General features: G+C 71.5%; 23 protein-coding genes, 1 tRNA gene and 1 pseudogene. 10 read left to right on the top strand and 15 right to left on the bottom strand.

Features of this window, described 5'->3' with window-relative positions:
* Positions 1-28: 28 nt before the first annotated feature.
* Positions 29-1,177 (bottom strand): 4-hydroxyphenylpyruvate dioxygenase, encoded by a 1,149-nt coding sequence (hppD, locus tag ACFWYM_RS21240; protein ID WP_384839166.1) that lies wholly within the window; start codon positions 1,175-1,177, stop codon positions 29-31.
* A gap of 121 nt (positions 1,178-1,298) precedes the next feature.
* Between hppD and ACFWYM_RS21235 the strand changes: the two genes are divergently transcribed.
* From ACFWYM_RS21235 to ACFWYM_RS21210, 6 genes are all read left to right on the top strand, one after another.
* Positions 1,299-1,769, top strand: coding sequence for an Lrp/AsnC family transcriptional regulator (locus tag ACFWYM_RS21235; RefSeq protein ID WP_384839164.1), 471 nt, complete (start codon positions 1,299-1,301; stop codon positions 1,767-1,769).
* Positions 1,770-1,799: 30 nt separating this feature from the next.
* On the top strand, positions 1,800-2,447 hold the full coding sequence (locus tag ACFWYM_RS21230; protein ID WP_384839226.1) for an ABC transporter permease: 648 nt from the start codon (positions 1,800-1,802) through the stop codon (positions 2,445-2,447).
* Between the two features lie 37 nt (positions 2,448-2,484).
* Positions 2,485-3,744, top strand: coding sequence for a betaine/proline/choline family ABC transporter ATP-binding protein (locus ACFWYM_RS21225; RefSeq protein WP_384839223.1), 1,260 nt, complete (start codon positions 2,485-2,487; stop codon positions 3,742-3,744).
* Between the two features lie 131 nt (positions 3,745-3,875).
* On the top strand, positions 3,876-4,667 hold the full coding sequence (locus ACFWYM_RS21220) for an ABC transporter permease (protein WP_384839220.1): 792 nt from the start codon (positions 3,876-3,878) through the stop codon (positions 4,665-4,667).
* Positions 4,664-5,653, top strand: a complete 990-nt coding sequence (locus ACFWYM_RS21215) for a glycine betaine ABC transporter substrate-binding protein (protein ID WP_384839161.1) — start codon at positions 4,664-4,666, stop codon at positions 5,651-5,653. Before ACFWYM_RS21220 ends, ACFWYM_RS21215 begins: the two co-directional genes overlap by 4 nt.
* 89 nt (positions 5,654-5,742) lie before the next feature.
* Positions 5,743-6,330: a helix-turn-helix domain-containing protein gene (locus ACFWYM_RS21210; RefSeq protein WP_384839158.1), complete on the top strand. Its 588-nt coding sequence runs from the start codon at positions 5,743-5,745 to the stop codon at positions 6,328-6,330.
* Positions 6,331-6,493: 163 nt separating this feature from the next.
* On the opposite strand, the gene ACFWYM_RS21205 is transcribed toward ACFWYM_RS21210, so the two are convergent.
* From ACFWYM_RS21205 to ACFWYM_RS21180, 6 genes and pseudogenes are all read right to left on the bottom strand, one after another.
* Positions 6,494-7,300, bottom strand: a complete 807-nt coding sequence (locus tag ACFWYM_RS21205) for a S16 family serine protease (protein ID WP_384839155.1) — start codon at positions 7,298-7,300, stop codon at positions 6,494-6,496.
* A 234-nt stretch (positions 7,301-7,534) separates the two neighbouring features.
* A complete protein-coding gene (locus tag ACFWYM_RS21200) occupies positions 7,535-8,176 on the bottom strand; it encodes an IclR family transcriptional regulator (RefSeq protein ID WP_384839152.1) in 642 nt (213 codons plus the stop codon).
* 462 nt (positions 8,177-8,638) lie between these two features.
* Positions 8,639-10,435, bottom strand: coding sequence for a DEAD/DEAH box helicase (locus ACFWYM_RS21195; RefSeq protein WP_384839149.1), 1,797 nt, complete (start codon positions 10,433-10,435; stop codon positions 8,639-8,641).
* A 147-nt stretch (positions 10,436-10,582) separates the two neighbouring features.
* Entirely contained in the window at positions 10,583-12,037 is a 1,455-nt protein-coding gene (locus ACFWYM_RS21190; RefSeq protein ID WP_384839146.1) for an MFS transporter, read from the bottom strand.
* Between the two features lie 441 nt (positions 12,038-12,478).
* A complete protein-coding gene (locus ACFWYM_RS21185) occupies positions 12,479-12,730 on the bottom strand; it encodes a DUF397 domain-containing protein (RefSeq protein WP_384839143.1) in 252 nt (83 codons plus the stop codon).
* Positions 12,727-12,852 (bottom strand): annotated as a pseudogene (locus ACFWYM_RS21180) (transcriptional regulator); the annotation flags it as partial. The gene ACFWYM_RS21185 and the pseudogene ACFWYM_RS21180, both read right to left, overlap by 4 nt.
* A gap of 171 nt (positions 12,853-13,023) precedes the next feature.
* Here ACFWYM_RS21180 and ACFWYM_RS21175 point away from each other — a divergent pair.
* The 3 genes from ACFWYM_RS21175 to ACFWYM_RS21165 all read left to right on the top strand — a co-directional run bounded on the left by ACFWYM_RS21175 (position 13,024) and on the right by ACFWYM_RS21165 (position 13,920).
* Complete coding sequence (locus ACFWYM_RS21175; RefSeq protein WP_384839140.1) at positions 13,024-13,293, top strand: CopG family transcriptional regulator; 270 nt, start codon at positions 13,024-13,026, stop codon at positions 13,291-13,293.
* Positions 13,290-13,739: a type II toxin-antitoxin system VapC family toxin gene (locus ACFWYM_RS21170; RefSeq protein WP_384839137.1), complete on the top strand. Its 450-nt coding sequence runs from the start codon at positions 13,290-13,292 to the stop codon at positions 13,737-13,739. The genes ACFWYM_RS21175 and ACFWYM_RS21170 overlap by 4 nt, the downstream gene beginning before the upstream one ends.
* Positions 13,740-13,848: 109 nt before the next feature.
* A tRNA-Cys gene (locus ACFWYM_RS21165) sits at positions 13,849-13,920 on the top strand.
* 65 nt (positions 13,921-13,985) lie between these two features.
* On the opposite strand, the gene ACFWYM_RS21160 is transcribed toward ACFWYM_RS21165, so the two are convergent.
* The 7 genes from ACFWYM_RS21160 to ACFWYM_RS21130 form a co-directional block, all read right to left on the bottom strand.
* On the bottom strand, positions 13,986-14,543 hold the full coding sequence (locus ACFWYM_RS21160; protein ID WP_384839135.1) for an AAA family ATPase: 558 nt from the start codon (positions 14,541-14,543) through the stop codon (positions 13,986-13,988).
* Positions 14,540-16,879 (bottom strand): xanthine dehydrogenase family protein molybdopterin-binding subunit, encoded by a 2,340-nt coding sequence (locus ACFWYM_RS21155; protein WP_384839132.1) that lies wholly within the window; start codon positions 16,877-16,879, stop codon positions 14,540-14,542. The genes ACFWYM_RS21160 and ACFWYM_RS21155 overlap by 4 nt, the downstream gene beginning before the upstream one ends.
* Positions 16,876-18,681, bottom strand: coding sequence for a 2Fe-2S iron-sulfur cluster-binding protein (locus tag ACFWYM_RS21150; protein WP_384839129.1), 1,806 nt, complete (start codon positions 18,679-18,681; stop codon positions 16,876-16,878). The genes ACFWYM_RS21155 and ACFWYM_RS21150 overlap by 4 nt, the downstream gene beginning before the upstream one ends.
* Positions 18,678-19,580: an FAD binding domain-containing protein gene (locus ACFWYM_RS21145; RefSeq protein WP_384839126.1), complete on the bottom strand. Its 903-nt coding sequence runs from the start codon at positions 19,578-19,580 to the stop codon at positions 18,678-18,680. Before ACFWYM_RS21145 ends, ACFWYM_RS21150 begins: the two co-directional genes overlap by 4 nt.
* 317 nt (positions 19,581-19,897) lie before the next feature.
* Entirely contained in the window at positions 19,898-21,517 is a 1,620-nt protein-coding gene (locus ACFWYM_RS21140; RefSeq protein WP_384839122.1) for a beta-N-acetylhexosaminidase, read from the bottom strand.
* 185 nt (positions 21,518-21,702) lie between these two features.
* On the bottom strand, positions 21,703-22,002 hold the full coding sequence (locus ACFWYM_RS21135) for a DUF3039 domain-containing protein (protein ID WP_037825937.1): 300 nt from the start codon (positions 22,000-22,002) through the stop codon (positions 21,703-21,705).
* Positions 21,989-23,185, bottom strand: a complete 1,197-nt coding sequence (locus tag ACFWYM_RS21130; RefSeq protein WP_384839117.1) for an MFS transporter — start codon at positions 23,183-23,185, stop codon at positions 21,989-21,991. The genes ACFWYM_RS21135 and ACFWYM_RS21130 overlap by 14 nt, the downstream gene beginning before the upstream one ends.
* Positions 23,186-23,299: 114 nt before the next feature.
* Between ACFWYM_RS21130 and ACFWYM_RS21125 the strand changes: the two genes are divergently transcribed.
* Positions 23,300-24,157 (top strand): LysR family transcriptional regulator, encoded by an 858-nt coding sequence (locus ACFWYM_RS21125; RefSeq protein WP_384839114.1) that lies wholly within the window; start codon positions 23,300-23,302, stop codon positions 24,155-24,157.
* A 1-nt stretch (position 24,158) separates the two neighbouring features.
* On the opposite strand, the gene ACFWYM_RS21120 is transcribed toward ACFWYM_RS21125, so the two are convergent.
* Positions 24,159-24,716: a YqgE/AlgH family protein gene (locus tag ACFWYM_RS21120; RefSeq protein WP_384839111.1), complete on the bottom strand. Its 558-nt coding sequence runs from the start codon at positions 24,714-24,716 to the stop codon at positions 24,159-24,161.
* Positions 24,717-24,912: the final 196 nt, after the last annotated feature.

Genomic DNA, 24,912 nt, shown 5'->3' with positions numbered 1-24,912 from the left:
CGGTTGCAGATTGCCGCAGCCCTGGCGGCTACAGGTTGCCGCGCTTCTCCTGCTCCCGCTCGATCGCCTCGAACAGGGCCTTGAAGTTGCCCTTGCCGAAGCCCATCGAGCCGTGCCGCTCGATCATCTCGAAGAAGACCGTCGGGCGGTCCTGGACCGGCTTGGTGAAGATCTGCAGCAGATAGCCGTCCTCGTCACGGTCGACCAGGATCTTCAGCTCGCGCAGGATCTCGACGGGGACGCGGGTCTCGCCCGCCCACTCGCCGAGGGTGTCGTAGTAGGAGTCGGGGGTGTCGAGGAACTGGACGCCCGCCGCACGCATGGTCCGCACCGACTCGACGATGTCGTTCGTGGCGAGCGCGATGTGCTGGACGCCCGCGCCGCCGTAGAACTCCAGGTACTCGTCGATCTGGGACTTCTTCTTGGCGATGGCCGGCTCGTTGATCGGGAACTTCACCTTGAGGGTGCCGTCCGCGACGACCTTCGACATCAGGGCCGAGTACTCGGTCGCGATGTCGTCGCCCACGAACTCCTTCATGTTCGTGAAGCCCATGACCTTGTTGTAGAAGCCGACCCACTCGTTCATCTTGCCGAGCTCGACGTTGCCCACGCAGTGGTCGATGGCCTGGAAGGTGCGCTTGGCCGGGGGCTCCACCATCGGGTTCACCGCGACGAAGCCGGGCAGGTAGGGGCCCTCGTAGCCGGAGCGCTCCACCAGGGTGTGGCGGGTCTTGCCGTAGGTGGCGATGGCGGCGAGGACCACCGTGCCGTTCTCGTCCTTCACCTCGTGCGGCTCGGTGATGCCGCGGGCGCCGTGCTCGACGGCGTAGGCGTAGGCGGCGCGGGCGTCCGGGACCTCGATGGCGAGGTCGACGACGCCGTCGCCGTGCTCGGCCACGTGGGAGGCGAGGAAGTGGCCCCAGTCGGTGGACGCCTTGATGACGGAGGTGAAGACGAAGCGGGCGGCCCCGTTGGTGAGCACGTAGGAGGCGGTCTCACGGCTGCCGTTCTCCGGTCCGGAGTAGGCGACCAGCTTCATGCCGAAGGCCGTCGAGTAGTAGTGGGCGGCCTGCTTGGCGTTGCCCACGGCGAAGACGACCGCGTCCATTCCCTTGACCGGGAAGGGGTCGGCCTCGCGCACGGTGTCGGGGGTGGTGTGGGTGGTGGTCTCAGTCATGGGCCGAGGCTCCCGCCGATCCACAAGGTGCGCAATAGTTTGCGTTTTCGCTGGGCAATCTGCCCAGCAACTCGGGAGTATGGGCGGGCTATCTGTACACGATGACCACCGTGGAGGCGGCATGGCGATCGATCATCTGGACGGCAGACTCATCGTGCTCCTGGCACGGGAGCCGCGTATCGGGGTCCTTGAGGCGTCCCGGCGGCTCGGCGTCGCGCGCGGCACCGTGCAGGCGCGCATGGACCGGCTTCAGTCGAATGGAGTCATCCGGGGCTTCGGCCCGGACGTCGATCCGGTGGCCCTCGGCTACCCCGTGACCGCCTTCGCGACCCTGGAGATCAAACAGGGTCAGGGCGCGGACGTACGGGCGCACTTGGCGACCGTCCCCGAGGTGCTCGAACTGCACACCACCACCGGCCACGGCGACATGCTGTGCCGTCTGGTGGCCCGCTCCAACGCCGATCTCCAACGTGTGATCGACCGAGTGGTGGGCTTTGATGGCATCGTTCGGGCCTCCACGGCAATCGTCATGGAGAACCCCGTTCCGCTGCGGATCATCCCGCTGGTGGAGCAGGCGTCTGAAGACCCCTAGAACCTGACTACAGGCGAGGTGAGCACTTCAGTGAATTTCTGGGACTACCTCGGCAACCGGCACCAACAGTTGCTGCAGGACGCGTACCAGCACGCCAGCGCCGTCTTCCAATGCATGGTCGTCGCGACCGTCATCGGTGTCCTCATCGGCGTCGTGACCTACCGCAGCGAGTGGGCCGGGAACCTGGCCACGACCACGACCTCCACCATCCTCACCGTCCCGTCGCTCGCCATGATCGGTCTGCTGATCCCGGTCGCCGGGCTCGGCGTCGCGCCGACGGTGATCGCGCTGACCCTGTACGGCCTCCTCCCGATCGTGCGCAACTCCATCGTGGGCCTGCGCGGGGTCGACCCGTCACTGGTCGACGCGGCCAAGGGCATCGGGATGTCGCGTGTGGCCCGGCTGTTCAAGGTGGAGCTGCCGCTCGCGTGGCCGCCCATCCTGACCGGTATCCGGGTTTCCACGCAGATGCTGATGGGCATCGCCGCCATTGCCGCCTACGCCTCCGGACCCGGCCTCGGCAACGAGATCTTCCGCGGCATCGGCTCGCTCGGCAGCAAGAACGCGCTCAACCAAGTGCTCGCGGGCACGCTCGGGATCATCGTCCTGGCGCTGCTCTTCGACGCCGCGTACGTCCTGATCGGCCGGCTGACGATTCCGAGGGGTATCCGTGTCTGAGACGACATCCGGTACGACATCAGGCTCGACCGAGACCGTGGCCGAGGCCGCGGCGGAGCCTTCGGCGCAGACCGCGACCGGCGCCACCATCGAGCTGGAGAACCTGACCAAGCGCTACCCGGGCAGCGGCGACCCCGCGGTGGACAGCGTCAACATGGAGATCAAGGCGGGCGAGATCGTCATCTTCGTCGGCCCGTCCGGCTGCGGTAAGTCGACCACGCTGAAGATGATCAACCGCCTCATCGAGCCGACCAGCGGGCGCATCCGCATCAACGGCGAGGACGTCACCGACATCGACCCGGTGAAGCTGCGCCGCAAGGTCGGCTACGCGATCCAGTCGTCCGGGCTCTTCCCGCACATGACGGTGGCTCAGAACATCGCCCTCGTACCGAAGATGGTCGGCTGGGGGAAGTCGAAGATCAAGTCGCGGGTCGAGGAGATGCTCGACCTGGTCGGGCTCGACCCCGGCGAGTTCCACGGCCGCTATCCGCGCCAGCTCTCCGGCGGCCAGCAGCAACGCGTGGGCGTGGCACGGGCGTTGGCCGCCGACCCGCCCGTGCTCCTCATGGACGAGCCGTTCGGCGCGGTCGACCCCATCACCCGCGACCACCTCCAGGACGAGCTGATCCGGCTCCAGCACGAGCTGCACAAGACGATCGTCTTCGTCACGCACGACTTCGACGAGGCCATCAAGCTGGGCGACCGCATCGCGGTGCTCCGCGAGCGCTCGCACATCGCGCAGTTCGACACCCCCGAGGCGATCCTCACCAACCCGGCCGACGACTTCGTCTCCGGCTTCGTGGGCGCGGGCGCGGCGCTGAAGCGCCTGAACCTGACCCGCGTACGCGATGTGGAGATGGCCGACGTGCCGACGGTGACCGTCGACGACCCGCTGCAGGACATCTTCAACAAGCTCCGCGCCGCGGGCACCAACGAACTCCTCCTCCTCGACAAGCGCGGCCGCCCCTACAAGTGGCTGCGCCGCGGCGACCTGATGCGCGCGAAGGGCTCGCTCGCACGGGCCGGAACCCTGGTGCACGACACGGTGACCCGCGACGCCACGCTGCGGGACGCCCTGGAGGCGGTGTTGACCGACAACGCGGGCCGGGTCGCGGTGACCGGCCGCCGGGGCGAGTACACGGGCGTCGTCGACATGGAGACGCTGATGAACTCCGTGCACGAAATGCTGGAGGCCGACCGTCTCGACGCGATGGAGCACCAGCACGAACTGGAGGAGCAGCGGACCCAGGTGACCCACCAGGAGCAGGAGGGCGACGGAGGGGAGGCAAAGGCGTGAGTCCCCGAATCCCGCGCGATCCGCTGCCGGGGAGCAGCCCCCGCTACCCCGGCCGCACCCCCTCCCCCGACAAGGCCGCCGAGCCGCGCCCCGAGGGCGAGCACGAGGTCAAGGGCCTCGCCTTCCGCGACGTGGGCGAGGGCGAGCAGGAGGCGCCGCCGCCGAGCTCGGAGCCGCGCCGGGTGCGCCGCATCGGCTGGGCGAAGCTGACGGTCCTGCCGGCCTTCCTGCTCGTCGTCCTGCTGGCCACCTGGTGGTGGTTCCACGAGGCGGACCTGGACGACATCTCCAAGAACGCCCTGTCGGGCGGTCAGGTGTGGAAGGTGCTGCGCCAGCACATCGAACTCACCGTCATCTCCACCTTCTTCGTCCTGATCATCGCGATCCCGCTGGGGATCCTGCTGACCCGGCGCGCGTTCAGCAAGGCGGCCCCGGTGGCGATGGCCTTCGCCAACATGGGCCAGGCGACCCCGGCGATCGGCCTCCTCGCGCTCCTCGTCATCTGGATGGGCATCGGCGAGAAGGCGGCCCTGACGGGCATCATCATCTACGCGATCCTGCCGGTCCTGTCCAACACCATCGCGGGCCTGCGGGCCAACGACCCGACGCTCCTGGAGGCGGCACGGGGAATCGGCATGTCCCCGCTGGGAGTGCTGGGCAAGGTCGAACTCCCCCTCGCCGTACCGCTGATCCTCGCGGGCGTGCGCACGGCGCTCGTCCTGAACGTGGGCACGGCGACGCTCGCGACCTTCGGCGGTGGCGGCGGCCTCGGCGTCCTCATCCAGACGGGCATCACCAACCAGCGCATGCCGGTCCTGATGCTCGGCTCGATCCTGACGGTCGCGCTCGCGCTGCTCGTGGACTGGCTGGCGTCGCTGGCCGAACTGCTGCTGAGTCCGCGGGGGCTGGAGGTGAAGTCATGACGAGGGTGACGACGACTACCTGGCTTACGTGGCGCACGGCGCTGGCCACGGTGGTGGCGGGCGGCCTCGTGGCGAGCTGCGGACTGACCAGCGGTTCACCGATGGTGGACGACGTGAAACCGGGCTCGATCGGTCAGGGACTCCCCCTGAAGGGCGCCGACCTCACGGTCACGTCCAAGGAATTCACGGAGCAACTGATCCTCGGCGCGATGATGGGCATCGCCTTCAAGGCGGCGGGCGCGGACGTGCTCGACCGCACCGGCATCCAGGGTTCCATCGGCGCCCGCGAGGCGGTGAAGGGCGGCGACGCGGACGCGATGTACGAGTACACGGGCACCGCCTGGATCACCTACCTCGGCAACTCCAAGCCCATCCCGAACTCGCAGGAGCAGTGGGAGGCGGTGAAGGACGCCGACGCGAAGAACGGCATCACCTGGCTCCCGCCGTCGTCCCTCAACAACACGTACGCCCTCGCCATGAACCAGTCCAACTTCAAGAAGTACGGCACGAAGACCCTGTCGGACGTCGCCGCGCTGTCGAAGAAGGACCCGAAGGCCGTGACGCTGTGCGTGGAGAGCGAGTTCGCCAACCGCGCGGACGGCCTTCCGGGCATGGAGAAGGCGTACGGCATGAAGATTCCCGCGGGCAACATCACGCAGATGGACACCGGGATCATCTACACCCAGGCGTCCAAGGGGACGTGCACCTACGGCGAGGTCTTCACCACCGACGGCCGCATCAAGGCGATGGACCTCGAAGTGACGCAGGACGACAAGCACTTCTTCCCCAACTACAACGCCGCGCCGGAGATCAACAGCAAGGCCCTGAAGAAGTACCCGGAGATGGCGAAGATCCTGGAGCCCATCACCAAGAAGCTCAACAACACCGTGGCGCAGGACCTGAACTCCAAGGTGGACGTGGAGGGGCAGGATCCGCATGAGGTGGCGAAGGACTGGCTCGTGCAGGAGGGGTTCGTGAAGGAGTAGCCAACTCCGTTTTCCTGACCGTGAGTTACAAAGACTCCGTTGCAAAGAAGGTGTTGCAACGGAGTCTTTGCATGCTTACGGTGGGAGGCATGACGGAGCCGGAGCCTCGCAAGATCGCCAACCTGACCCCGCGTTCACTGCGCGGGATCGCACATCCCCTGCGGCTGCGACTCCTTAGTGCGCTGCGGCGCGACGGCCCCGCGACAGCCTCCCAACTGGCCACGAAACTGGGCGAGTCCAGCGGATCCACCAGCTACCACCTGCGCCAGCTCGCCGAGCACGGGTTCATCGAGGACGACCCGGAGCACGGCAAGGGGCGGGAGCGGTGGTGGCGTTCGGCGCACCAGGGGACGCACTTCAGCGACTCGTTGTCGCGCGACCCCGACCCCGCCGTTCGCGGGGCCGCCCAGCTCTACCTGCACCAGGTCGCGTCGTACTACAGCGAAACGCTGACGACATGGATCGGCACGAGCCACGAGTGGCCCGAAGAGTGGCAGGACGCCTCCGACATGAGCGACGCGCACCTGTACCTGACGCCCGAGCTCACCGCCGAGCTGAGCGGGAAGCTCCATCAACTCATCGAGAGCTACCGCCCGTTGGCGAAGGACAAGGACGACCCGGAGGCAGCTCTCGTCCGCGTCCAGACGCAGCTCATCCCGACCCGCCCCACCGACTGAGAGGGCTCACCCGCCATGCACCCCGACATCCACCTGTACCTGCACCACACCCGCGCCGCCGCGTTACGGAACGAGGCACATGTACGCAGACGACGCCCCCATCTCCGTACGCAACTGGGCTGGACCCTCGTCGAGTTGGGCCTGTGGATGGTGAGCGACCCGGTCAGCAGGTCGGGACGTCCGCGCCCTTCTTCAGGTCGCGGAGCGCGTCCAGCGTTCCCTGGAGCGTAGTCACCGGGACCAGGCGCAGGCCCTTCGGCGCATTGCCCTTGGCCTCGGAGCACTCGGCCTCGGGGACGAGGAAGACCGTGGCGCCGTCGCGCTTGGCGGCCTGGGTCTTGAGCTCGACACCGCCGACGGGACCGACCTTCCCCTTCGGGGTGATCGTTCCGGTGCCCGCGATGGATCGGCCGCCCGTGAGGTCACCGCCGCTGCCGTCGCCGTCCAGCTTGTCGATCACGCCGAGCGCGAGGAACAGGCCGGCGCTCGGGCCGCCGATCTCGCCCAGGTCGACCTCGACCTCGACCTTGTCGGTGTCGACACCGTTCTTCGAGAGGTACGAGAGCGCGGCGTCGGTGGCCGCGTCCTGGGACTTCTTCATGTCGCCGAGGTTGTGCTTCTCGACCTTCTTGACGTCGTCGCCGTCCGGGTAGACCGAGTCCTTGGGCATGACGGCCCGGTCCCCGCGGAACCAGGCGTCGAGCACGTCCCCGAGGCGCACGTCCATCTGCGGGCCCGTCGCCACGATGGTGGTCATGCGCAGCTGGCCGTCGGTCTTGCGGGTCGGGGCGCCCTTGACCGTGATGACCTGCTTGCCCTTGTACTCCCCCAGCACGTTCGCCGTGGAGCCGGGCTGCGCCACGGCGAACGGCAGCGGTGCGAACGCCGTGACGCCGAGCAGGGCCGCGACGGGCAGGGCGCAGAGGGCGAGGGCCTTGGGGCGGGTGAGCTGTGTGAGACGAGAGAGCACGGATTCAATCTAACGTGAAGGAGCCGGAGGCCCGGCCGGAGGCTATTGAGCCCGTCCGGCGATTGAGGACGAGGCGCGCCAGCGCCGATGGGGGTCCAGGGGCGCAGCCCCGGATAGGCGGGTCCAGGGGCGCAGCCCCGGATAGGCGGGTCCAGGGGCGCAGCCCCGGATAGCGGGTCCAGGGGCGCAGCCCCGGGGTAGGGCCACCACAGGGCACCGTTCGCCCGCGCGGCCTCAGCGCAACGCGTCGGCGACCTCGCGGGCCGCGTCCACCACCCGCGGCCCCACCCGCTCCGGCACCGAGTCCGCCAGCATGACCACGCCCACGCTGCCCTCTATCCCCGTCACCCCGACCAGCGGCGCCGCCGCCCCGCTCGCGCCCGCCTCCAGCTCGCCGTGGGTCAGCGCGTACCCGGGGTCGGTGACGAGGCCCTGGCGGGCGGCGAGGATGGCCTTGCCCGCGGCGCCGCGGTCCAGGGGGTGGCGGAAGCCGGTGCGGTACGCCACGTGGTAGTCCGTCCACGTCGGCTCGACGACCGCGACGGCGAGCGCCTCCGTCCCGTCGACCAGCGTCAGGTGGGCCGTCGCGCCGATGTCCTCGGCGAGGGAGCGCAGGGCCGGGAGCGCCGCCTCGCGCACCAGGGGGTGCACCTGGCGGCCGAGCCGCAGGACGCCCAGGCCGACGCGGGCGCGGCCGCCCAAGTCCCGTCGTACGAGGGCGTGTTGTTCGAGGGTGGCGAGGAGCCGGTAGACCACCGTGCGGTTGACGCCGAGCTTGGTGGACAGCTCGGTGACGGTGAGTCCATGATCGGTGTCGGCGAGCAGCTTGAGGACCCGCAGTCCTCGGTCGAGCGTCTGGGAAGTCTCCGCGGTCACGACGCCCACTCCTTAGTGGTGAGGACGGCCCCCTCCACGGCGGTTGCGCCGCCGGTCCCGTGGGGCGACGCGCGTCAGAGGCCGCCGGTCGGTCAGCGCCCCGGGTCTCCCGGGCTCAGGCACGTGGCACCGGCTGCGCTCCGCGGCGGCGCTGCCACGGGGCGTGTATTTGTTGCGGGGACATTAGCGAGGCCGTCCCGCTGAGCGGAAGACTCCGTCCAGAATCCGGTCATCGCGATGGGGGCTGCGCCCCTCATTGCCCTGATACGCGGTCCGTACGGAGTGGGTCGCGCGACAGCTCCGCACACGGATCGTGCACATGAACTCTCCACATGGAGTTCATGGTTCCGGGCGCTGCGGCACTCCGGAGGCACCGCAGCTGTCAGTGGCGAGGGCCGGCATCCTCTGCCCTGACTGACTACTGACTGCTGACTGCTGACTGCTGACTACTCCCCATACCCCTCAGCGCATCCGCGTGGCCCACTCCTGGACCTTCGCGATCCGCTGCCGCAGCTGCCCTCCGGTGGCCTCCGCGCTCGGCGGGCCCCCGCAGGTGCGGCGCAGCTCCGTGTGGATCACGCCGTGCGGCTTGCCGCTCTGGTGGGAGTAGGCGCCGACCATCGTGTTGAGCTGCTTCCTGAGCTCCAGCAGCTCCTTGTGGGAGACCACGGGGCGCCGCTCGGCGGGCAGCTCGAGGAGGTCGGCCTCCTCGGCGGGCTTCTTCTTGCTGTGCGCGATCTGCCGGGCCTGCCGCTTCTGCAGCAGCATCTGGACCTGGTCGGGTTCGAGGAGCCCCGGGATGCCGAGGTAGTCCTGCTCCTCCTCGCTCCCCGGGTGCGCCTGCATGCCGAACTCGGCGCCGTCGAAGAGCACCCGGTCGAAGACGGCCTCGGACTCCAGCGCCTCGAAGGAGAACTGCTCCTGCTCGCCGGTGTCCTCGTCCTGCTCCTTGTTCGCCTCGTCCATCTCGGCCTCGGACTCGGCGTACGGGTCCTCCTCGCCGTCCTTCTTCGGCTTGTCCAGGACGTGGTCGCGCTCGACCTCCATCTCGTTGGCGAAGCCGAGCAGGTCGGGCACGGTCGGCAGGAACACGGACGCGGTCTCGCCGCGCCGCCTCGACCGCACGAAACGGCCGACGGCCTGCGCGAAGAAGAGCGGGGTCGAGATGGTGGTGGCATAGACCCCCACCGCGAGGCGGGGCACGTCGACGCCCTCGGACACCATGCGGACCGCGACCATCCAGCGGTCGGTGCTGCCACTGAAGTCGTCGATGCGCTTCGAGGCGCCCGTGTCGTCGGAGAGGACGATCGTCGCCTTCGTCCCCGTGATCTCGCGGATCAGCTTGGCGTAGGCGCGCGCGGAGTCCTGGTCGGAGGCGATGACGAGCCCGCCCGCGTCGGGAATCGCCTTCCGCACTTCACTGAGCCGCTGGTCGGCGGCCTTCAGCACGTTCGGCATCCAGTCGCCGCGCGGGTCGAGGGCGGTCCGCCACGCCTGGCTGATCGCGTCCTTGGTCATCGGTTCCCCGAGCCGCGCCGCGATCTCATCTCCCGCCTTCGTCCGCCAGCGCATGTTGCCGCTGTAGGAGAGGAAGATGACGGGCCGCACGACGCCGTCGCCGAGCGCGCTCCCGTATCCGTACGTGTAGTCGGCGGCCGAGCGCCGGATGCCGTCGTTGCCCTCCGCGTACTCGACGAAGGGGATGGGGTTGGTGTCGGACCGGAAGGGCGTGCCGGTGAGGGCGAGGCGCCGGGTCGCGGGCTCGAAGGCTTCGAGGCACGCCTCACCCCACGACTTGCTGTCTCCCGCGTGGTGGATCTCATCAAGGATGACGAGGGTCTTGCGCTGCTCGGAGCGGTTGCGGTGCAGCATCGGCCGCACGCCGACACCCGCGTACGTCACGGCGACGCCCTGGTACTCCTTGCTGAGCGGCCCGGCGCTGTACTCCGGATCGAGCTTGATCCCTATCCGGGCGGCCGCCTCGGCCCACTGCTTCTTCAGGTGCTCGGTCGGTGCGACGACGGTCACCTGCTGCACGACGTGGTGGTGCAGCAGCCAGGACGCGAGGGTCAGCGCGAAGGTGGTCTTTCCGGCGCCCGGGGTGGCGACCGCGAGGAAGTCGCGGGGCTGCTCCTGGATGTACTTGTCCATCGCCCCCTGCTGCCAGGCGCGCAGCTTGTTGGCGGTGCCCCAGGGGGCACGGCCGGGGAAGGCGGGCGAGAGGTGGTGCGACGAGGAGTGGGCGGCTGTAGTAGTCACGGTCTCCGTTGGTCTTTGCCTGTCGGGGGCTCAGGGGCTCGGGGTACGTACGACAACCGGGCCACCTTACCGGTGACCCGGTGACGTACTCCCGTTGACGGCGCTGAGGGGGTGACGGGTGCGACGGGCGTCACACGAGCCGGTGGGTCAGTCCCGCTCCCGCAGCCGCGTCGCGACCCACGCCCCCACCAGGGCGACGACGGCCATGGGCAGGAAGACGGCGGCGAAGGCACCGGGGTGGGACCCGCTGACGTCCCCCGCCCCATGGGCCGCGCCGCCCACCATGCCCCCGCCGAGCGCGGCGAAGGCAGCACCTCCCGCAGCAAGCAGCAGCACGTTCGACAGCCCGTCGGAGATCTGCAGGGCGGCCGAGTTGGTGCCCGCGTCCTGCGGCGGCGAGAGCTGGAGCAGCAGGACGCTGGTCGAGCCGATGACGATGCCCATGCCGAAGCAGCCGAAGCCCCAGGCGACGCCGACGATCCACACGGGCACGGCGTCGAAGAGCACGCTGGGCGCGGCGGCGATGGCGGCACCGACGAGAACCATCCCGACCACCATGAGCCGCTGCCGGTGCGGCTCCGTGCCCGGCCGGGACTGGACGAACGAGCCGAGCGCCCACGTCGCCCCGCCCACGGCGAGCGAGAGCCCGGCCAGGGTGGGGCTGAGGCCGCGCTCGCTGACGAGCATGAGCGGCACGAAGGACTCGGCGGCGATGAACGACCCGGCGGCGATGCCGCGCAGCAGCACGACGGAGGGGAGCCCACGGGCGGCCCGGTACGTCCCGCGCGGCAGCAGCCCGAGGACGGCGGGCACGAGGACGGCTCCGCCGACGGCAGCGGGGAACAGCGAGATCCACTTCAGATCCTGCCCCGCGTACTGGAGGAGCCCCGCGCCCAGCGAGATGCCGAGGGCGAGGCGGATGCGGCGCCGGTCGAAGGGCGCGGCGGCGGCGTCCGGGGCGACGGGCCCGGAGGCGCGCCGCCGTATCTGCGGCAGGGCGAGGGCGAGCGGCGCCGCGACGAGAACCGGAATCCCGACGAACACCCAGCGCCATCCCAGATGTTCGGTGACGGTCCCCGACACCAGCGGCCCGACCACGGACGGGACGACCCAGCTCGCCGCGAACGCCGCCATGATCGGGGCGCGCAGCCGCTCCGGGTAGGCCCGGCTGACGATGACGTACAGGCTGACGATGACGAGCCCGCCCCCGAGCCCCTGCACGGCCCGCCCGAGAATGAACACCCACATCCCGACGGCGGTCCCGCTGAGCAACAGCCCGGCGGCGAAGAGCCCGATCCCGGCGGCGAGCGGCCCGAGGGGACCGCGCCGGTCGGCCCACTGTCCGCTCAGCACCATCCCGAAGAGGCTGGTCGTGAAGTACCCGGAGAAGGCGAAGGCGTACAGCGAGACCCCGTCGAGCTCGCGGGCCGCGACGGGCATGGCGGTACCGACGGCGGTCGCCTCAAAAGCAATGAGCAACACGACGGAGACGATGCCGACGCTGAGCGCGCGATAGCTCTTCCCGAGCACCCCGCCGGAGCCGGTCTCCTCAGGTGCCCTTGCCTCAGCTGTGTCGGCGGCGACGCCGGTGTCGGTGGTCATGCTGGCCAGAGTAAGGGCCGTTTACGAGGTTGACCCCTGTCCGGAGGCGGGCGGGTGCTGGTCCCTTGGTCGTACGTCCGGTGGGGCGGGGTTTCGCCTTGGCGCGCTGCCCAGTGGGCGGGGCGGGGGCTCGTCGTGGCGCACCTCTCCCGCCGGGTGCGACGAGGCTCGTCCTGCTGCACCTCTCCCACCCGGGCGCCGTCCCGGCCCACCCACCACCCCCTCCACCCGGGGCGGGCGGCTTGCACCGGGTGCCGTGCCGGATGTGCTGAGCTCAGCGTCGTCGTGCTCCCGCTCTCAGCCCAGGCGCCGCCTCGGCCCACCCACCACCCCCCGCCCGCCCGGGCGGCGGTGGCTCGCAGGTGCGTGTGCGCGTGGCTCAACTCAGGTCGTCGTACGGAGACTCATTGTTGGAGGCGGACTCCATGTGAGGCAGATGAGTCAACGCACCGCAAAGGTAAGGAAGTTGCTCCATGCGGCGGGGGCGACCGCCAGGTGCGGGCCCTGCGTGTTTTTGGAGTCGCGGACGTGGACGGCGGTGGAGCAAGTGGCTACCTCTACGCAGTCGTTGACGTCGCTGCTGTCGCTGTAGCTGCTCTTGCGCCACTCCAGGGCGACCTCGACACAGTCGTTGATCTCGCTGCTACTGCTGTAGCTGCTCTTGAACCAGTTCAGCTCGGAACTGCCGATCATGTCTCTCCCAGCACTTGCTCGATGAAGGCCAGCGACTCTCTTGGCGTGAGAGCCTGCGCGCGGATCGTCCCGTAACGCAACTCAAGTACCCGGAGGTGTTTCGGGTCGGCTCCTCCTCTCCCCACGCGACGTACGCCGCCTCACCCCCGCCGTCACCACCTGGCTGGAACGCGGCATCGCCCCCGACGCGGTGCGCCGCACCCTCACGGCCGGGCTCCCGGAGACCCCCATCCACCACCCGGCAGCACTACTCGCCCACCGCCCAGGTGGTACACAACCTGTACCTTGGAGGTATGGCTCTGAAGCGCACCAACGTCTACGCCGACGACAGCGACCTCGCTCTCCTCAAAGAAGCCGCCGCGCGCCTCGGCGTTCCGGAGGCCGAGCTCATCCGTGAGGGCATCCACCGCATGGCCCTTGCGCATCGCGTATGGGACGAGCCGTTCGTCACGGACGAGGAGACCTTCGACTTGGGTGGGCCCGTCACCCAGGAGGACATTCGCACGGCCGTGACCGAGGCCCATACGGCCAGGGAGCGCCGGAACAGAGGGGACGCCGCGTGATCGTCGTCGCTGACACCTCAGGGCTCCTGACCCTCTTCAATCGTTCCGACCCTGCCCACCAGGAAGCCCGGAAGACGGTGGACCAGTGCGGCCTCTTGGTCGCCTCACCCCTGGCCCTCACCGAAGTGCATCAGGTGGCCACCAGCCGCGCCGGACGCGGTGCGGCCGACGGCATCCTCCGGTCGCTGACGGCACGCACCCGACAGCTGCGCCTTGTCCTCTCGCCACCCACACCCGACATCCTCGACGCCGCCCTGGCCGTGCGAGGCCGGTACGCATCGCTTGACCTCGACCTGGTGGACGCGGTGAATGTCGCGCTGGCAGCCGAGTACGACACCGACGCTGTCCTGACCCGGGACATTCGCGATTTCCGGGCCGTCAGACCGCTGGGCGGCAGGTACACACACTTCCGGATCCTGCCGGACGACCTCTGCCCCGATTCGTGAACAGGGTGTGGCAGTCCCATTGCGGCGCAGATCATCCCCTTGAGCCCGCCGACCACCGCGTCTAGGTTCGAGGAGTCGAGAAACCACGTCCCACACGGACGTGCACCTTGGCCGTGTGCCCGAGTGGCTTAGGGATTCGCCTGCAAAGCGAAGCACACCGGTTCGATTCCGGTCACGGCCTCTGAACGAACGAGGGCGGTCCCGCGAGGGGCCGCCCTTCGTCGTCGAGGGGCGGCCCTTCGTCGTTCAGAGCGCGGCCTCGTCCAAGCGGGACAGGATCGCGTCCACCGTCTCCCCGACCGACAGGTCAGACGTGTCCAGCCACAGCCCCACCCGCGGCGTCGTCGCACGGAAGCCCTCGTCGAGAGCAGCCACCGTCCACTCGCCGTAGCCCGTCTTGCCTCGGCCCGACTCCCGCGCCGCCACCGCTTCCGCCCTCGGGGCCAGCACCACCACATACAAGGGACGCGTCCGGACCAGGTCCACGTACCGCTTCAGCTCCTCGCCCAGGATCACGTCCTGGACGATCGCCGTGAAGCCCGCCTCCGCGTACGCGTCCGCCGTCGACGCCGACAGGCCGTAGCGGAGCCGGAGTTGGGACTCCGCCTCGCTGCCGGGTCCGGCGCCGGGCTCGTACTCCTCGCGGCCCGACACGATCATGCGGCGGAAGACGTCGCCCCGGATGTGGGCGGCGCGCGGCAGGCGTTCCGCGAGGGCCTGCGCCACCGTGGACTTGCCCGCCGCCATGATGCCGGTGATCACGACGACCGAGCCGGGCTCCAAAGAAGTCACCGGGTACGTCACGATGTGCTCGCCACCGCCGCCTGCGGGCGAATCGGGAGGCGGCCCACCGGGCGGCCCGTCGCCGCGCGCACCGCCGAGGCGATCGCCGCCGGGGACGTGACCACCGGGACCGCGCTCGCCGCCTTCGCGCCGAAGGGGGCCACCACGTCCCGCTCCTCCACCAGCTTCACGATGCGGATGTCGGGGGCGTCCAGGGCCGTCGGGAGCGCATAGCCCGTGAGGTCGGGGTGGCGGACCAGGCCCCGGGGCGTCCTCAAATTCTCCGTGAGCGCCGCGCCCACGCCCTGGGTGACGCCCGCCTCGATGCGGGCCCTGAGCTGGGCGGGGTTGAGGATGCGGCCCACGTCCTGGGCCACCGCCAGCTCCACCACCCTGATCGAGCCGATCTCGATGTCCACGTCCACCACCGCGCGGATCGCGCAGAACGCCATCCCCACGAAGGCGTCGCCCTGACCCGATTCGTCCAGGGGCTCGGTGGGGTGGGGGCGGCACTGGGCCGTGGCCCACAGCTCCTTGCCGTCCATGGCCTCCGTGACCGTGGTCGACAGCACGCCGTCGTACGACGTGATCTTGCCGTCCGTGATCTGGAGCAGCTCCGTGGACATGCCGAACTTGTGCGCCAGCGGCTGGAGGAGCTGGGTGCGGACCATTTTTGCCGCCCGCTCCACCGCGCCCGCCGACACCCACGTGTGCCGGCCGTGGCAGCTCGCGCCCGCGGGCGGCTGGTCCGTGGTCACCGGGGCGACCCGGACCTCCTCGATGCCGAGGGTCTCCTGGACGATCTGGCGGGCGAGGGTCGCGAAGCCCTGGCCCGTCTCGACCGCCGCGCAGATGACCGTGGCCACGCCGTCCTGGACCTTGACGGTCGCCGTGGAGACCTCGTCCGCGCCCTCCGCGCCCAGGAGTTGGACCATGCCGAGGCCGTAGCCGACGCCCCGCCGCACCGCCGCCGGGTCGCCCGCACCCTCGGGGCCGCCGGGCAGCAGCCAGTCCTCCTCGGGGGTGTCCTTGGGAAGGTCGGGGAGGGGGAAGTCCCTTACGGCGGCGAGGAGTTCGGCCACCGGGGCCGGGCACGTCACCGTCTGGCCCGTCGGCAGGATGTCGCCCGTCGCCATCGCGTTGCGCAGGCGCAGCTCGGCCGGGTCGAGGTCCAACTTCCGCGCCAGCTTGTCCATTTGGGCTTCGTACGCCGCGCACACCTGCATCGCGCCCTCGCCGCGGACGTGGCCCGACGGCGGGTTGTTGGTGCGCACCGCCCAGCCCTCGATGAAGGCGTTCGGCACGACGTACGGGCCGCAGGCGAAGGAGACCGCCGCCGCGAGCGCGTCCGCCGACGAGTCCGCGTAGGCGCCGGCGTCGAGCAGGATCTGCGCCTCCACCTTCACCAACTTGCCCTCCGCGTCCGCGTGGTGGCGGTAGCGGAGCAGCGTCGGGTGGCGGTGGGCGTGGCCGAGGAAGGACTCCTCGCGGGTCGCCGTGAGCTTCACCGGGCAGCCCGTGCGCAGGGCCAGCAGGCCCAGGGGAATCTGGAAGCTCGCGTCCTCGCGGTCCGCGCTCGCGCCGGGCACGCCCGTGACGACGATCTTCACGCGGTCCGGCTCCAGGCCGTAGCAGGCCGCCGCCCGGTCACGGTCCGCGTGCGGGTCGGTGGAGGCCGTGTACAGCTCCACGCCGCCGTCCGGACGCGGCACCGCGAGCCCCGCCTCCGCCCCGATGGGCGCCGGGTCCTGGCGCCCGATGCGGTAGAGGCCCTCGACGACGACCTCGCCGGCGGCGTCGGCGTCGCCGTGGCGCAGCGGGATGTGGCGGATCAAGTTGCCGTCGGGGTGCAGGGGTTCGGCGGCGAAGGACTGCTCCGGGTCGGTGACCGGCTCGAGGATCTCGTAGTCGACGACGATCGCGGCCGCCGCCATGCGCGCCGTGTCCGGGTGGTCGGCGGCGACCGCGGCGATGGGCTCGCCGTGGTGCCGTACGACATCGGACGCGAAGACCGGACGGTCCGGCCGCCCGGCGACCCCGCCGACGCCGCGCCCGAGCAGCGCCGAGCCCGGCACGTCCTCGTGCGTCACGACCGCCTGCACGCCCGGCATCTCCTGCGCCTGCGTGATGTCGATCCCCGTGATGCGCGCGTGCGGATACGGCGAGCGCAGCACCGCCGCCCACAGCAGGCCCTCCGCCCACAGGTCCGAGGCGTACGGGAAGGTGCCCTCCGTCTTGGCCCGGACGTCCGTCGCGGGCAGCGAGGCGCCGATGCCGTGCGGCAGCGGCTCGGGGCCGCCGGACGGCGACCCGGCCGCGGCCGTCTCGTCGGTCGCGGTGGCGGCTTCGTTGCTCACGCCCGGCCTCCGTCCTGGTCGTGCGAGTCGTACGAGCCGCCGTAGGGCGGGGTGCCGTAGGGCGGAGTGCCGTGGGGCGGGGTGCCGTGCGGAGGAGTAGTCGTGTGCGGAGGAGTCCCGTAACTGCCGTCGTGGGCGGCCGGGTTGACGCCGCCCGCGCCGGGGCCCGCCTGGTGCGGGATGCGGGCCTCGGCGTCGGCCGCCGCGTCCTGACCCGGCCCCGCCCCCTGCTGTGCGTGGGAGGGCTCGGCGGCCGCCGCGGACGCCCCGCGCTCGGCGACGACCTCCTGCACGGCGTCGAGCACACCCCGGTAGCCGGAGCAGCGGCAGAGGTTGCCGCACAGCGCGCGGCGGGTCTCCAGCTCGCTCGGGGCGGGGTTGCCCTCCAGGAGGTCGTGGAGCGTCATGGCCATGCCCGGCACGCAGAAGCCGCACTGCACGGCGCCGCAGTCGGCGAGCGCCCGCTGCACGTCGGAGGGCTGCCCGTCGACGGCCAGCCCCTCGACGGTGCGCACCTCGCTGCCCGCCGCGGTGGCCGCGGGGACGAGACAGGACGCCACGAGCCGCCCGTCCACCTGGACGTTGCACGCCCCGCACTCGCCCTGCGAGCAGCCGTCCTTGGCGCCCGCGAGCCCGAGGCGCTCCCGCAGGACGTAGAGCAGGGACTCGCCGATCCAGGCGTCGGTGACGGGGCGGTCGGTGCCGTTGACGCGCAGGACGTAGGAGACGAGGGGGTGCTCGTCGTGGAGGGGGGCGGAGGTGACGGTGGCCGCTTCGGGGGCGGGCTCGGGGGCGGACTCGAATGCGGCCTCCGCCTCGGGCTCGGACCCGGGGGCGAGGTCGGCTTCGGGGGCCGCCTCGGCCTCGGCCACGGCCTCCGGCTCGGGTTCCGGTGCAGGCTCGGGTTCCGGTGCAGGCTCGAGCTCGGGGGCAGGCTCGGGCTCGGGGGCGAGTTCGGCCACGGGTTCGGGGGCGGGCTCCTCGGCGGGGGCCTCTTCGGCGACCGGCTCGGCGGCGGGCTCGGCCACGGGCTCCGGCTCGGCCGCGACGGGCTCCGGCTGGGGCACGGGTGCGGGCTCGGGCTCGGCCGCGACCGGCTCGGGCTGCGGCTCCGCGTACGGAAGCGGCTCCGGCTGCTGAAGCCCCGGCTCCGGCTGCGACTGCGTCGACCACGGCGCACCCGCCCCGGCCCCTGTCGCCCACGGCGCCGTCGCACCACCGGGGAGGGTCGGGGGCGAGCCGTACTGCGCGGCCAGGGCCGAGGTCGTGAACTCGCCCGATTCGTCCGGGAGATCACCTTCCGCGACCGGGATGGACCACTGCCCGGTGACGTTGGCGTGCCCATCCCCACCCGCACCGGCACCCACATCCACACCGGCACCGGACGCGTCCGCCTGCTCGGCGAAACTCCACTGCCCGGTGGCATGCGGATCATGCGACTCGTACCCCTGGCCCTGCCCAGGAGCAGCCGCACTCTGCGCGCCCGCCTCCGGCCACGCCACCGCCTCGGGCTGTACGGGCTGCTGCTGTACGGGCTGCTGCTGCACAGGCTGCTGTGGCGCGGCCATGCCCGTCACCTCGGGCGGCAGCACCCACACCCCGGTCGCCGCCGGGTCGGTGGCGTCCGCGGTGGTGGGGGTGACCTTTATCTGCGGCGGGACATAGCCGTGGCCCGGCGCGGCCAGCGGGACGTCGTCCGTGAGGCCCTCGGGCAGTTGGACGAACGCCGTGGCGTCCGCGTCGTACTCCCCCTGCGGAATCGGCTCCCAGCCGCCGTCCCTCTGGTTCTGCTCGTCACTCACGACAGCGCCCTCGCCAGTGCTCGTCGGGCCAGCGCGGCGACGGTGCGCCGCAGATGCAGTACGGCGGGCGGCAGCTGCTGCGCCGAACCGTCCGCCGCGGGGGCCGGGTCGGGGACGCACGCCGCGGCGACGTACTCGCCGAAGGCCGTGAGGCCCTCGGGTGCGATCCCGCGCTCGCCGTCCCAGTCGATCAGCGACGCGACCCACTGCTCGGCCTCCAGGGGCCGCAGCGGCATCGGCGCTATGGCGCCGACCGCACACCGCACCCCGCGCCGGGCCGGGTCGAGAACGAGCGCGACGGACGCCGTCGCGCGCCCGGGACCGGTGCGTCCCGTCGCCTTCAGGAAGACCTGCGGGGCGTGCAGCAGCGGCAGCCGCACAAAGCCGATGAGCTCTCCGGGGCGGAGCATGTCCATGCCGGTGAGCAGGTGCGAGACGGGGATCTCGCGGCGGGCGCCGCCGGGGCCCGCGATGATCAACTGGGCTTCCAGGGCGGCCAGGACGGGCAGCGCGTCGCCGGTCGGCGAGGCCGAGGCGATGTTGCCGCCGAGCGTCCCGGCGTTGCGGATCTGGGGTGGTCCGGCGGCGCGCGCGGCGGCGGCGAGCGCCGGGATCAGGGCGGCGAAGTCGGGGCGGCCCATGCGCGCGTGCGTGAGCCCGGCGCCGAGCAGCGCATGACCGTCCTGGTACTGCCAGCCGCGGATCTCGCTGATCCGGCCGAGGCCGACGAGGGCGGCCGGGCGCAGCTGGCCGGAGTTGACCGCGGCCATCAGGTCGGTGCCGCCCGCGACGGGCACGGCGGCGGGCATGGCGGTGAGCGCCGCCACGGCCTCGTCGAGCGTGGCGGGCAGCTGCACGGGCTGCGCTGCCCCCGCCACCTGCGGTGCGTGCGTGGTCAAAACCGGCTGCCCCTTCCCGATGCCCGGCGATTCCGCCGCTCTCACCGTTACGCCTGTTCCGCCGTACGGTACGTGCTCAAGGGCCGGACGTGGCAACTCTGGCACATTCTCCCCGGCCCCCGACGAGGGGGTCCGCTAGGAGGCATTGATCCGCAGACCAGGGAGATATGCCGTTTTGGCACGCCCTCACCGCTCGGCGGGAATTGCCCCTCTCCGGTGACCCTTGTCCGGCCAGGGCACGATCCGCCGGACAGGCCCCGGCCCGACGGCCCACCGTCCCAGGGCGGGCCGCCGGAAGCACGGGCGGGCGGCACACCTCACACGTTCGGAGGCGCCCCGTCGATCGGGCGTCCGAGCACACCGGGGCGCCGCTGCCAGGGCAACGGGCCACCCGGTGGCCGGTAATCGACCCCCAGCGCGTCAAGTCGCCCGTAGTGGGCGGCCATCCGCCGCTCGAAGTCCGCGAAGTCGCGGTCGGCTGCGGCCGGAAGCGCACTCCACGCGACCTCCGCGAAGGCCACCAGGCGCGGGAACACCTGGTAGTCCACGCGGCCTTGGTGCTCCATCACCTCGGTCCACACATTGGCCTGGGTGCCGAGGACGTGGCGGGCCTCGTCCTCGGTGAGCTGCGGCGGCACCGGCTCGAAGTGGTAGACGTCCGCCAGCGTGCGCACGTATCCGATGGGCACCGGCTCGTCGGGGCCGCCGTGCTGCCGGTGGTCCAAGTACACCTGCTGCTCGGGGCACATGACGACGTCGTGCCCGGCCTTGGCGGCGGCGATCCCGCCCGCGTAGCCGCGCCAGGACGACACCGTCGCGCCCTCGGCGAGCCCGCCCTCCAGGATCTCGTCCCAGCCGATGAGCCGCCGCCCGCGCGCGCCGAGCCACGCGTCGAAGTGCCGGATGAACCAGCTCTGCAGCCCGTCCTCGTCGCCGACCCCCAGCTCCTTGATGCGGGCCTGCGCGAGCGGCGACTGCTTCCACTGGTCCTTGGGGCACTCGTCGCCGCCCATGTGGATGAACGTCGACGGGAAGAGCTCGAGGACCTCCTCCAACACGCCCTCGTAGAAGCGCAGTACGTCCTCCGTGGGGGCGAGCACGTTCGGGTCGACGCCCCAGGTGTCCCAGACGCCGAGCCGCTCCGTGTCGACGACGTCGCGGTTACCGAGCTCGGGGTAGGCGGCGATGGCGGCCTGCGAGTGGCCGGGGATGTCGATCTCGGGGACGACGGCGATGTGCCGGGCGTGGGCGTACGCGACGATCTCGCGGATGTCGTCCTGGGTGTAGTAGCCGCCGTGCGGCGTCTCGCTCCACAACTCGGAGGCGCGGTGCCCCCACTTGGTGCGCGGCCGCCAGGAGCCGACCTCGGTGAGCTTCGGATAGCGCTTGATCTCGATGCGCCAGCCCTGGTCGTCGGTGAGGTGGAAGTGGAAGACGTTCAGCTTGTGCGCGGCCAGCAGGTCGAGATAGCGGAACACGCCTTCCTTGGGCATGAAGTGGCGCGCGACGTCGAGCATCATGCCGCGCCAGCGGAAGCGGGGTTCGTCTTCGACGACGCAGAGCGGTACGTGCCACTCGGACCGCTCCACGACCGGAGCCCTGCGGAACGCCTCGGGCCCGAGAAGCTGCCGGAAGGTCTGCGCGCCCCAGAACAGTCCGGCCGCGCTGCCGCCCTCGATACGGATCGCGTAGTCGTCGGCGACGATGCGGTAACCCTCGACCGCCCGTTCCTCGTTGATGGACAGAACGATGCGGTTGTCATCGTCGTCACCCGGCGCGAGCGGCAGGCCGGTGGCCGCGCCGATCGTGGACCGCATCCAGCGGGCCACGCCCTCCGTACCGGGTCCTGCTTCGAGCTGCGTCTCCTGGTCGAGGGGGAACAGTCCGCCCAAAGACCGGCTGTGCCTCGGCGCCGGGATCAGATCCTCAAAGGTCATGCGGCTGAGGCTGTCACGCCGACGCACGGCGCAAAAGGGGCGTTGCGGACCACGCAACGCGGTGCGGGCGGCGCGCGCCCCCAGGCACAAGGCCCCCGAAGAGTGCGACTACACACTTCAGGGGCCTTACGGACGACCGGCGGTGACGGCGAGCGAGAGCCGGCCGCCCCGCACGAGCGGACCCGCTACTTCTTGCCGCCGTCCTTGCCGCCCTTGTCCTTGTCCCCGCCGGCGCCCATGGACTCGTAGATCTCCTTGCACATGGGGCAGACGGGATACTTCTTCGGGTCGCGGCCGGGGACCCACACCTTGCCGCAGAGCGCGACGACGGGCGTACCGTCCAGCGCGCTCGCCATGATCTTGTCCTTCTGGACGTAGTGCGCGTAGCGCTCGTGGTCGCCGTCGCCGTGCGACACCTGTGGCGTCGGCTCTACGAGGGTCCCCGTACCTGCCCCGCGCTCGGGCTCTGGCTCAAGAGTGCTCATAAGTGCCAAGGGTACTCACGCCCGCCGCGTCCCGGCAGCGACCGTCCCGCCGCGACCGCCGGACCGCCACGGCGAGGTGCAGCACGAGCCCCGCCCCCGCCACCGCGGCCGCCGCCCACGGCAGCCGCTCCGGTGCGAGCCCCGCCGACAGGGCGAGCCCGGCCGCGCCCGAGCCGACCGCGCTGCCGAGGTAGAGCGCGGAGTTGTTCAGGGCGAGGGCGACGGTGCCCCGCTCGGCGCGCAGGGCCAGGAGCCGGTGCTGCTGCGGCACTTGGAAGGCCCACCCGGCGGCGCCCCACACCACCAGCGCGGGGAAGGCGGCGGCGCCGAGCAGCGGCAGGGAGCCCTCGGACACGACGAGGACCACCAGGAGGGCCGTCACGAGCGTGAGGACCTTGCCCGTACGGTCCACCAGCGGCCCGGCCAGGACGCTGCCGAGCACCCCGCCGATGCCCCAGGCCCACAGGTACGGGGCCACGCCGTGCTCGCTCACCCCGCCCGAGGCGGCGAGGACGGGCGCCAGGTACGTGTACAGGCCGAGGCTCGCGACGGCTCCCAGGAAGGAGACGCCGACGATCGGCAGGACCGCCCGGTCCGTGACGGCCGCGAGCCGCGCCCGCGCCGGGACCGGCGGATCGGCCGGCACCTCGGGCAGCCCGGCGGCCAGCCCGACGAGGGCCACCAGGCCGAGCCCCGTCACCACCCACATCGTGGCCCGCCACCCGGTCTGCTCGGCGAGCAGCACCCCCAGCGGGACACCGAGCACCGTACCCGTGCTCATGCCGCCCATCACCAGGGCGAGCGCCCGCCCGCGCCGCTCCCCCGGCGCGAGGGCCGCGGCCGTCGCCGTGGACAGGGCCGAGTAGACCCCGGCCCCCGCCCCCGCGACGACGCGCGCCCCGAGCAGCACGCCCACGTTCGGGGCCAGCGCGGTCAGGGCGTTGCCGAGCGCGAAGACGGCGAGGGCCGCGATGAGCAGCGCGCGGGGGCGCACGCCCGACATGAGCCCCGCGACGAGCGGCGCGCTCACCGCGTACGCGAGCGTGAAGACGGTGACCATCTGCCCGGCAAGGGACACCGTCGTGCCCAGGTCGTCCGCGACGGAGGGCAGCAGGCCCGCCATCACATACGCGTCGAGCCCCAGCGTGAAGGCCCCCAGCATCAGCAGCCAGATCTTGCGCACAGCCCTGTCATCTCCCCTGTTCCGGTCCCCTGCTCCGACGTGATCGGCTGGGACCGTAGGCAGCCGGAACGGCGCCGGGGAAATGTCTGACCAGGTGATTCATGTTGAGGGGGCATGGATCGAGAGAACGTGGAGCTGCGTCATCTGCGCGGCTTCCTGGCCGTCGCCGACGAGCTGAGCTTCACGCATGCCGCCGCCACCCTCCGGACGGGCCAGCCCGTGCTCACCCGCACCGTCCGGGCGCTCGAAGAGGCGCTCGGGACACGGCTCCTGGAGCGCACCACCCGGCGTGTCGAACTCACCGACGCCGGGCGGCAGTTGTACGCGGAGGTGGCGCCGCTGCTGTCCCGGCTCGACGCCGCGCTGCGCGCCCCGGCCGCCGAACCCCCGCTGCTGCGGCTCGGCTTCACCTCGCTCCTGCCGGACACCGTCCCCGCGGCCGTCACGGCCTTCAAGGAGGCGACCGGCGCGCGCGTGCGCCTGGTGCGCCGTGACTGCGCGCTCGCGGGCCTGACGGCGGGCGCCTGCGACCTCGCGGCCGTCCGCGGCGACCTGCCGCCCGACGCGGCGGTGCGCACCGTCGCACTGCCCAGCGAGCCCCGCGTGGCCGTCGTCGCCCGGGGCAGCGCCCTGCTCGCGGGCCGCCGCGTCGTGGACTGGGCGGAGCTGGCCGGGCTCCCGCTGGTCGTGAACACGGTCGCCGGGACCACCCGCCCCGAGCTGTGGCCAGGCCCGCTGCGCCCCCGCCTCGCCTGCACCGCCGACAACGTCGAGGAGTGGCTGGAGTCGGTGGCCGCGGACCACGGCGTGGGCGTCGCGCCGGAGCCGGTGGCCCGCCGCCACCGGCACCCGGGCCTGCGCCGCGTACGCCTGAAGAACGCGCCGCCGGTGCCGGTGCACCTGGCGGTCCCGGCCCGCGACCCGCACCCGCTGGCCGAGCGCTACCTCCAACTACAGGCGGCGCAGAGCTAGTTCAGTTCATCGAGGGGTCGTCGGGATACGTGGCCACCATCGCGAGCTCGCTGCGCTGGCGCCGCAGGACCGCGCGCCACAGCCGCTCGGGATCGGGTGCCGAGACGTCGCCGGGCTCGGACTCGACCACGTACCAGGCGCCGTCGGTCAGCTCGTCCTCCAGCTGGCCGGGCCCCCAGCCCGCGTACCCGGCGAAGATCCGCAGGCTGCCGAGCGTCGCGGCGAGCAGCTCCGGCGGGGCCTCCAGGTCGACGAGGCCGATGGAGCCGTGGATGCGCCGCCAGCCCACGGGATCGGCGCCCGGGACCACGGCCACGCCCAGGGCCGAGTCCAGCGACACCGGCCCGCCCTGGAAGACCACCCCGGGCGATCCGGTCAGCTCGCCCCAGCCCTCGAGGATGTCGGCGACGTCCACCGGCGTCGGCCGGTTGAGGACCACGCCGAGCGAGCCCTCCTCGTCGTGGTCGAGAAGCAGCACCACCGCGCGGTCGAAGTTCGGGTCCGACAGGGCCGGTGTGGCCACGAGCAACCGCCCTGTGAGCGAGGACACCTCGGTCATGCCAGACATGATCCCGCATCTTCGCCCTCTGCGGGGAGCCAATGCCGGTACGTGAGCGAATGCAGCTCAGGGTGCATGGGGGCACCCACGGCGCACTCCGGATCCAGTGACCCAGAGCGTCCGCATACGTACGTTTCGTGTTGTCGCGAACTCATGACATGTTCCCTGCGTCCTTGCCCTTACGGAGAGGGGGTAC

This window comes from Streptomyces sp. NPDC059009, from assembly GCF_042740175.1.
GTDB lineage: Bacteria > Actinomycetota > Actinomycetes > Streptomycetales > Streptomycetaceae > Streptomyces.
The sequence above is the reverse complement of the archived record's forward strand: the minus strand, read 5'-3'. Positions and strand labels throughout refer to the sequence as shown.

Excerpts from the sequence above, each read along its gene's own strand:
- hppD (WP_384839166.1), bottom strand. The coding sequence starts at position 1,177 with ATGACTGAGACCACCACCCACACCACCCCCGACACCGTGCGCGAGGCC.
- ACFWYM_RS21235 (WP_384839164.1), top strand. The coding sequence starts at position 1,299 with ATGGCGATCGATCATCTGGACGGCAGACTCATCGTGCTCCTGGCACGG.
- ACFWYM_RS21215 (WP_384839161.1), top strand. The coding sequence starts at position 4,664 with ATGACGAGGGTGACGACGACTACCTGGCTTACGTGGCGCACGGCGCTG.
- ACFWYM_RS21210 (WP_384839158.1), top strand. The coding sequence starts at position 5,743 with ATGACGGAGCCGGAGCCTCGCAAGATCGCCAACCTGACCCCGCGTTCA.
- ACFWYM_RS21190 (WP_384839146.1), bottom strand. The coding sequence starts at position 12,037 with ATGACCACCGACACCGGCGTCGCCGCCGACACAGCTGAGGCAAGGGCA.
- ACFWYM_RS21185 (WP_384839143.1), bottom strand. The coding sequence starts at position 12,730 with ATGATCGGCAGTTCCGAGCTGAACTGGTTCAAGAGCAGCTACAGCAGT.
- ACFWYM_RS21175 (WP_384839140.1), top strand. The coding sequence starts at position 13,024 with ATGGCTCTGAAGCGCACCAACGTCTACGCCGACGACAGCGACCTCGCT.
- ACFWYM_RS21140 (WP_384839122.1), bottom strand. The coding sequence starts at position 21,517 with ATGACCTTTGAGGATCTGATCCCGGCGCCGAGGCACAGCCGGTCTTTG.
- ACFWYM_RS21135 (WP_037825937.1), bottom strand. The coding sequence starts at position 22,002 with ATGAGCACTCTTGAGCCAGAGCCCGAGCGCGGGGCAGGTACGGGGACC.
- ACFWYM_RS21125 (WP_384839114.1), top strand. The coding sequence starts at position 23,300 with ATGGATCGAGAGAACGTGGAGCTGCGTCATCTGCGCGGCTTCCTGGCC.
- ACFWYM_RS21120 (WP_384839111.1), bottom strand. The coding sequence starts at position 24,716 with ATGACCGAGGTGTCCTCGCTCACAGGGCGGTTGCTCGTGGCCACACCG.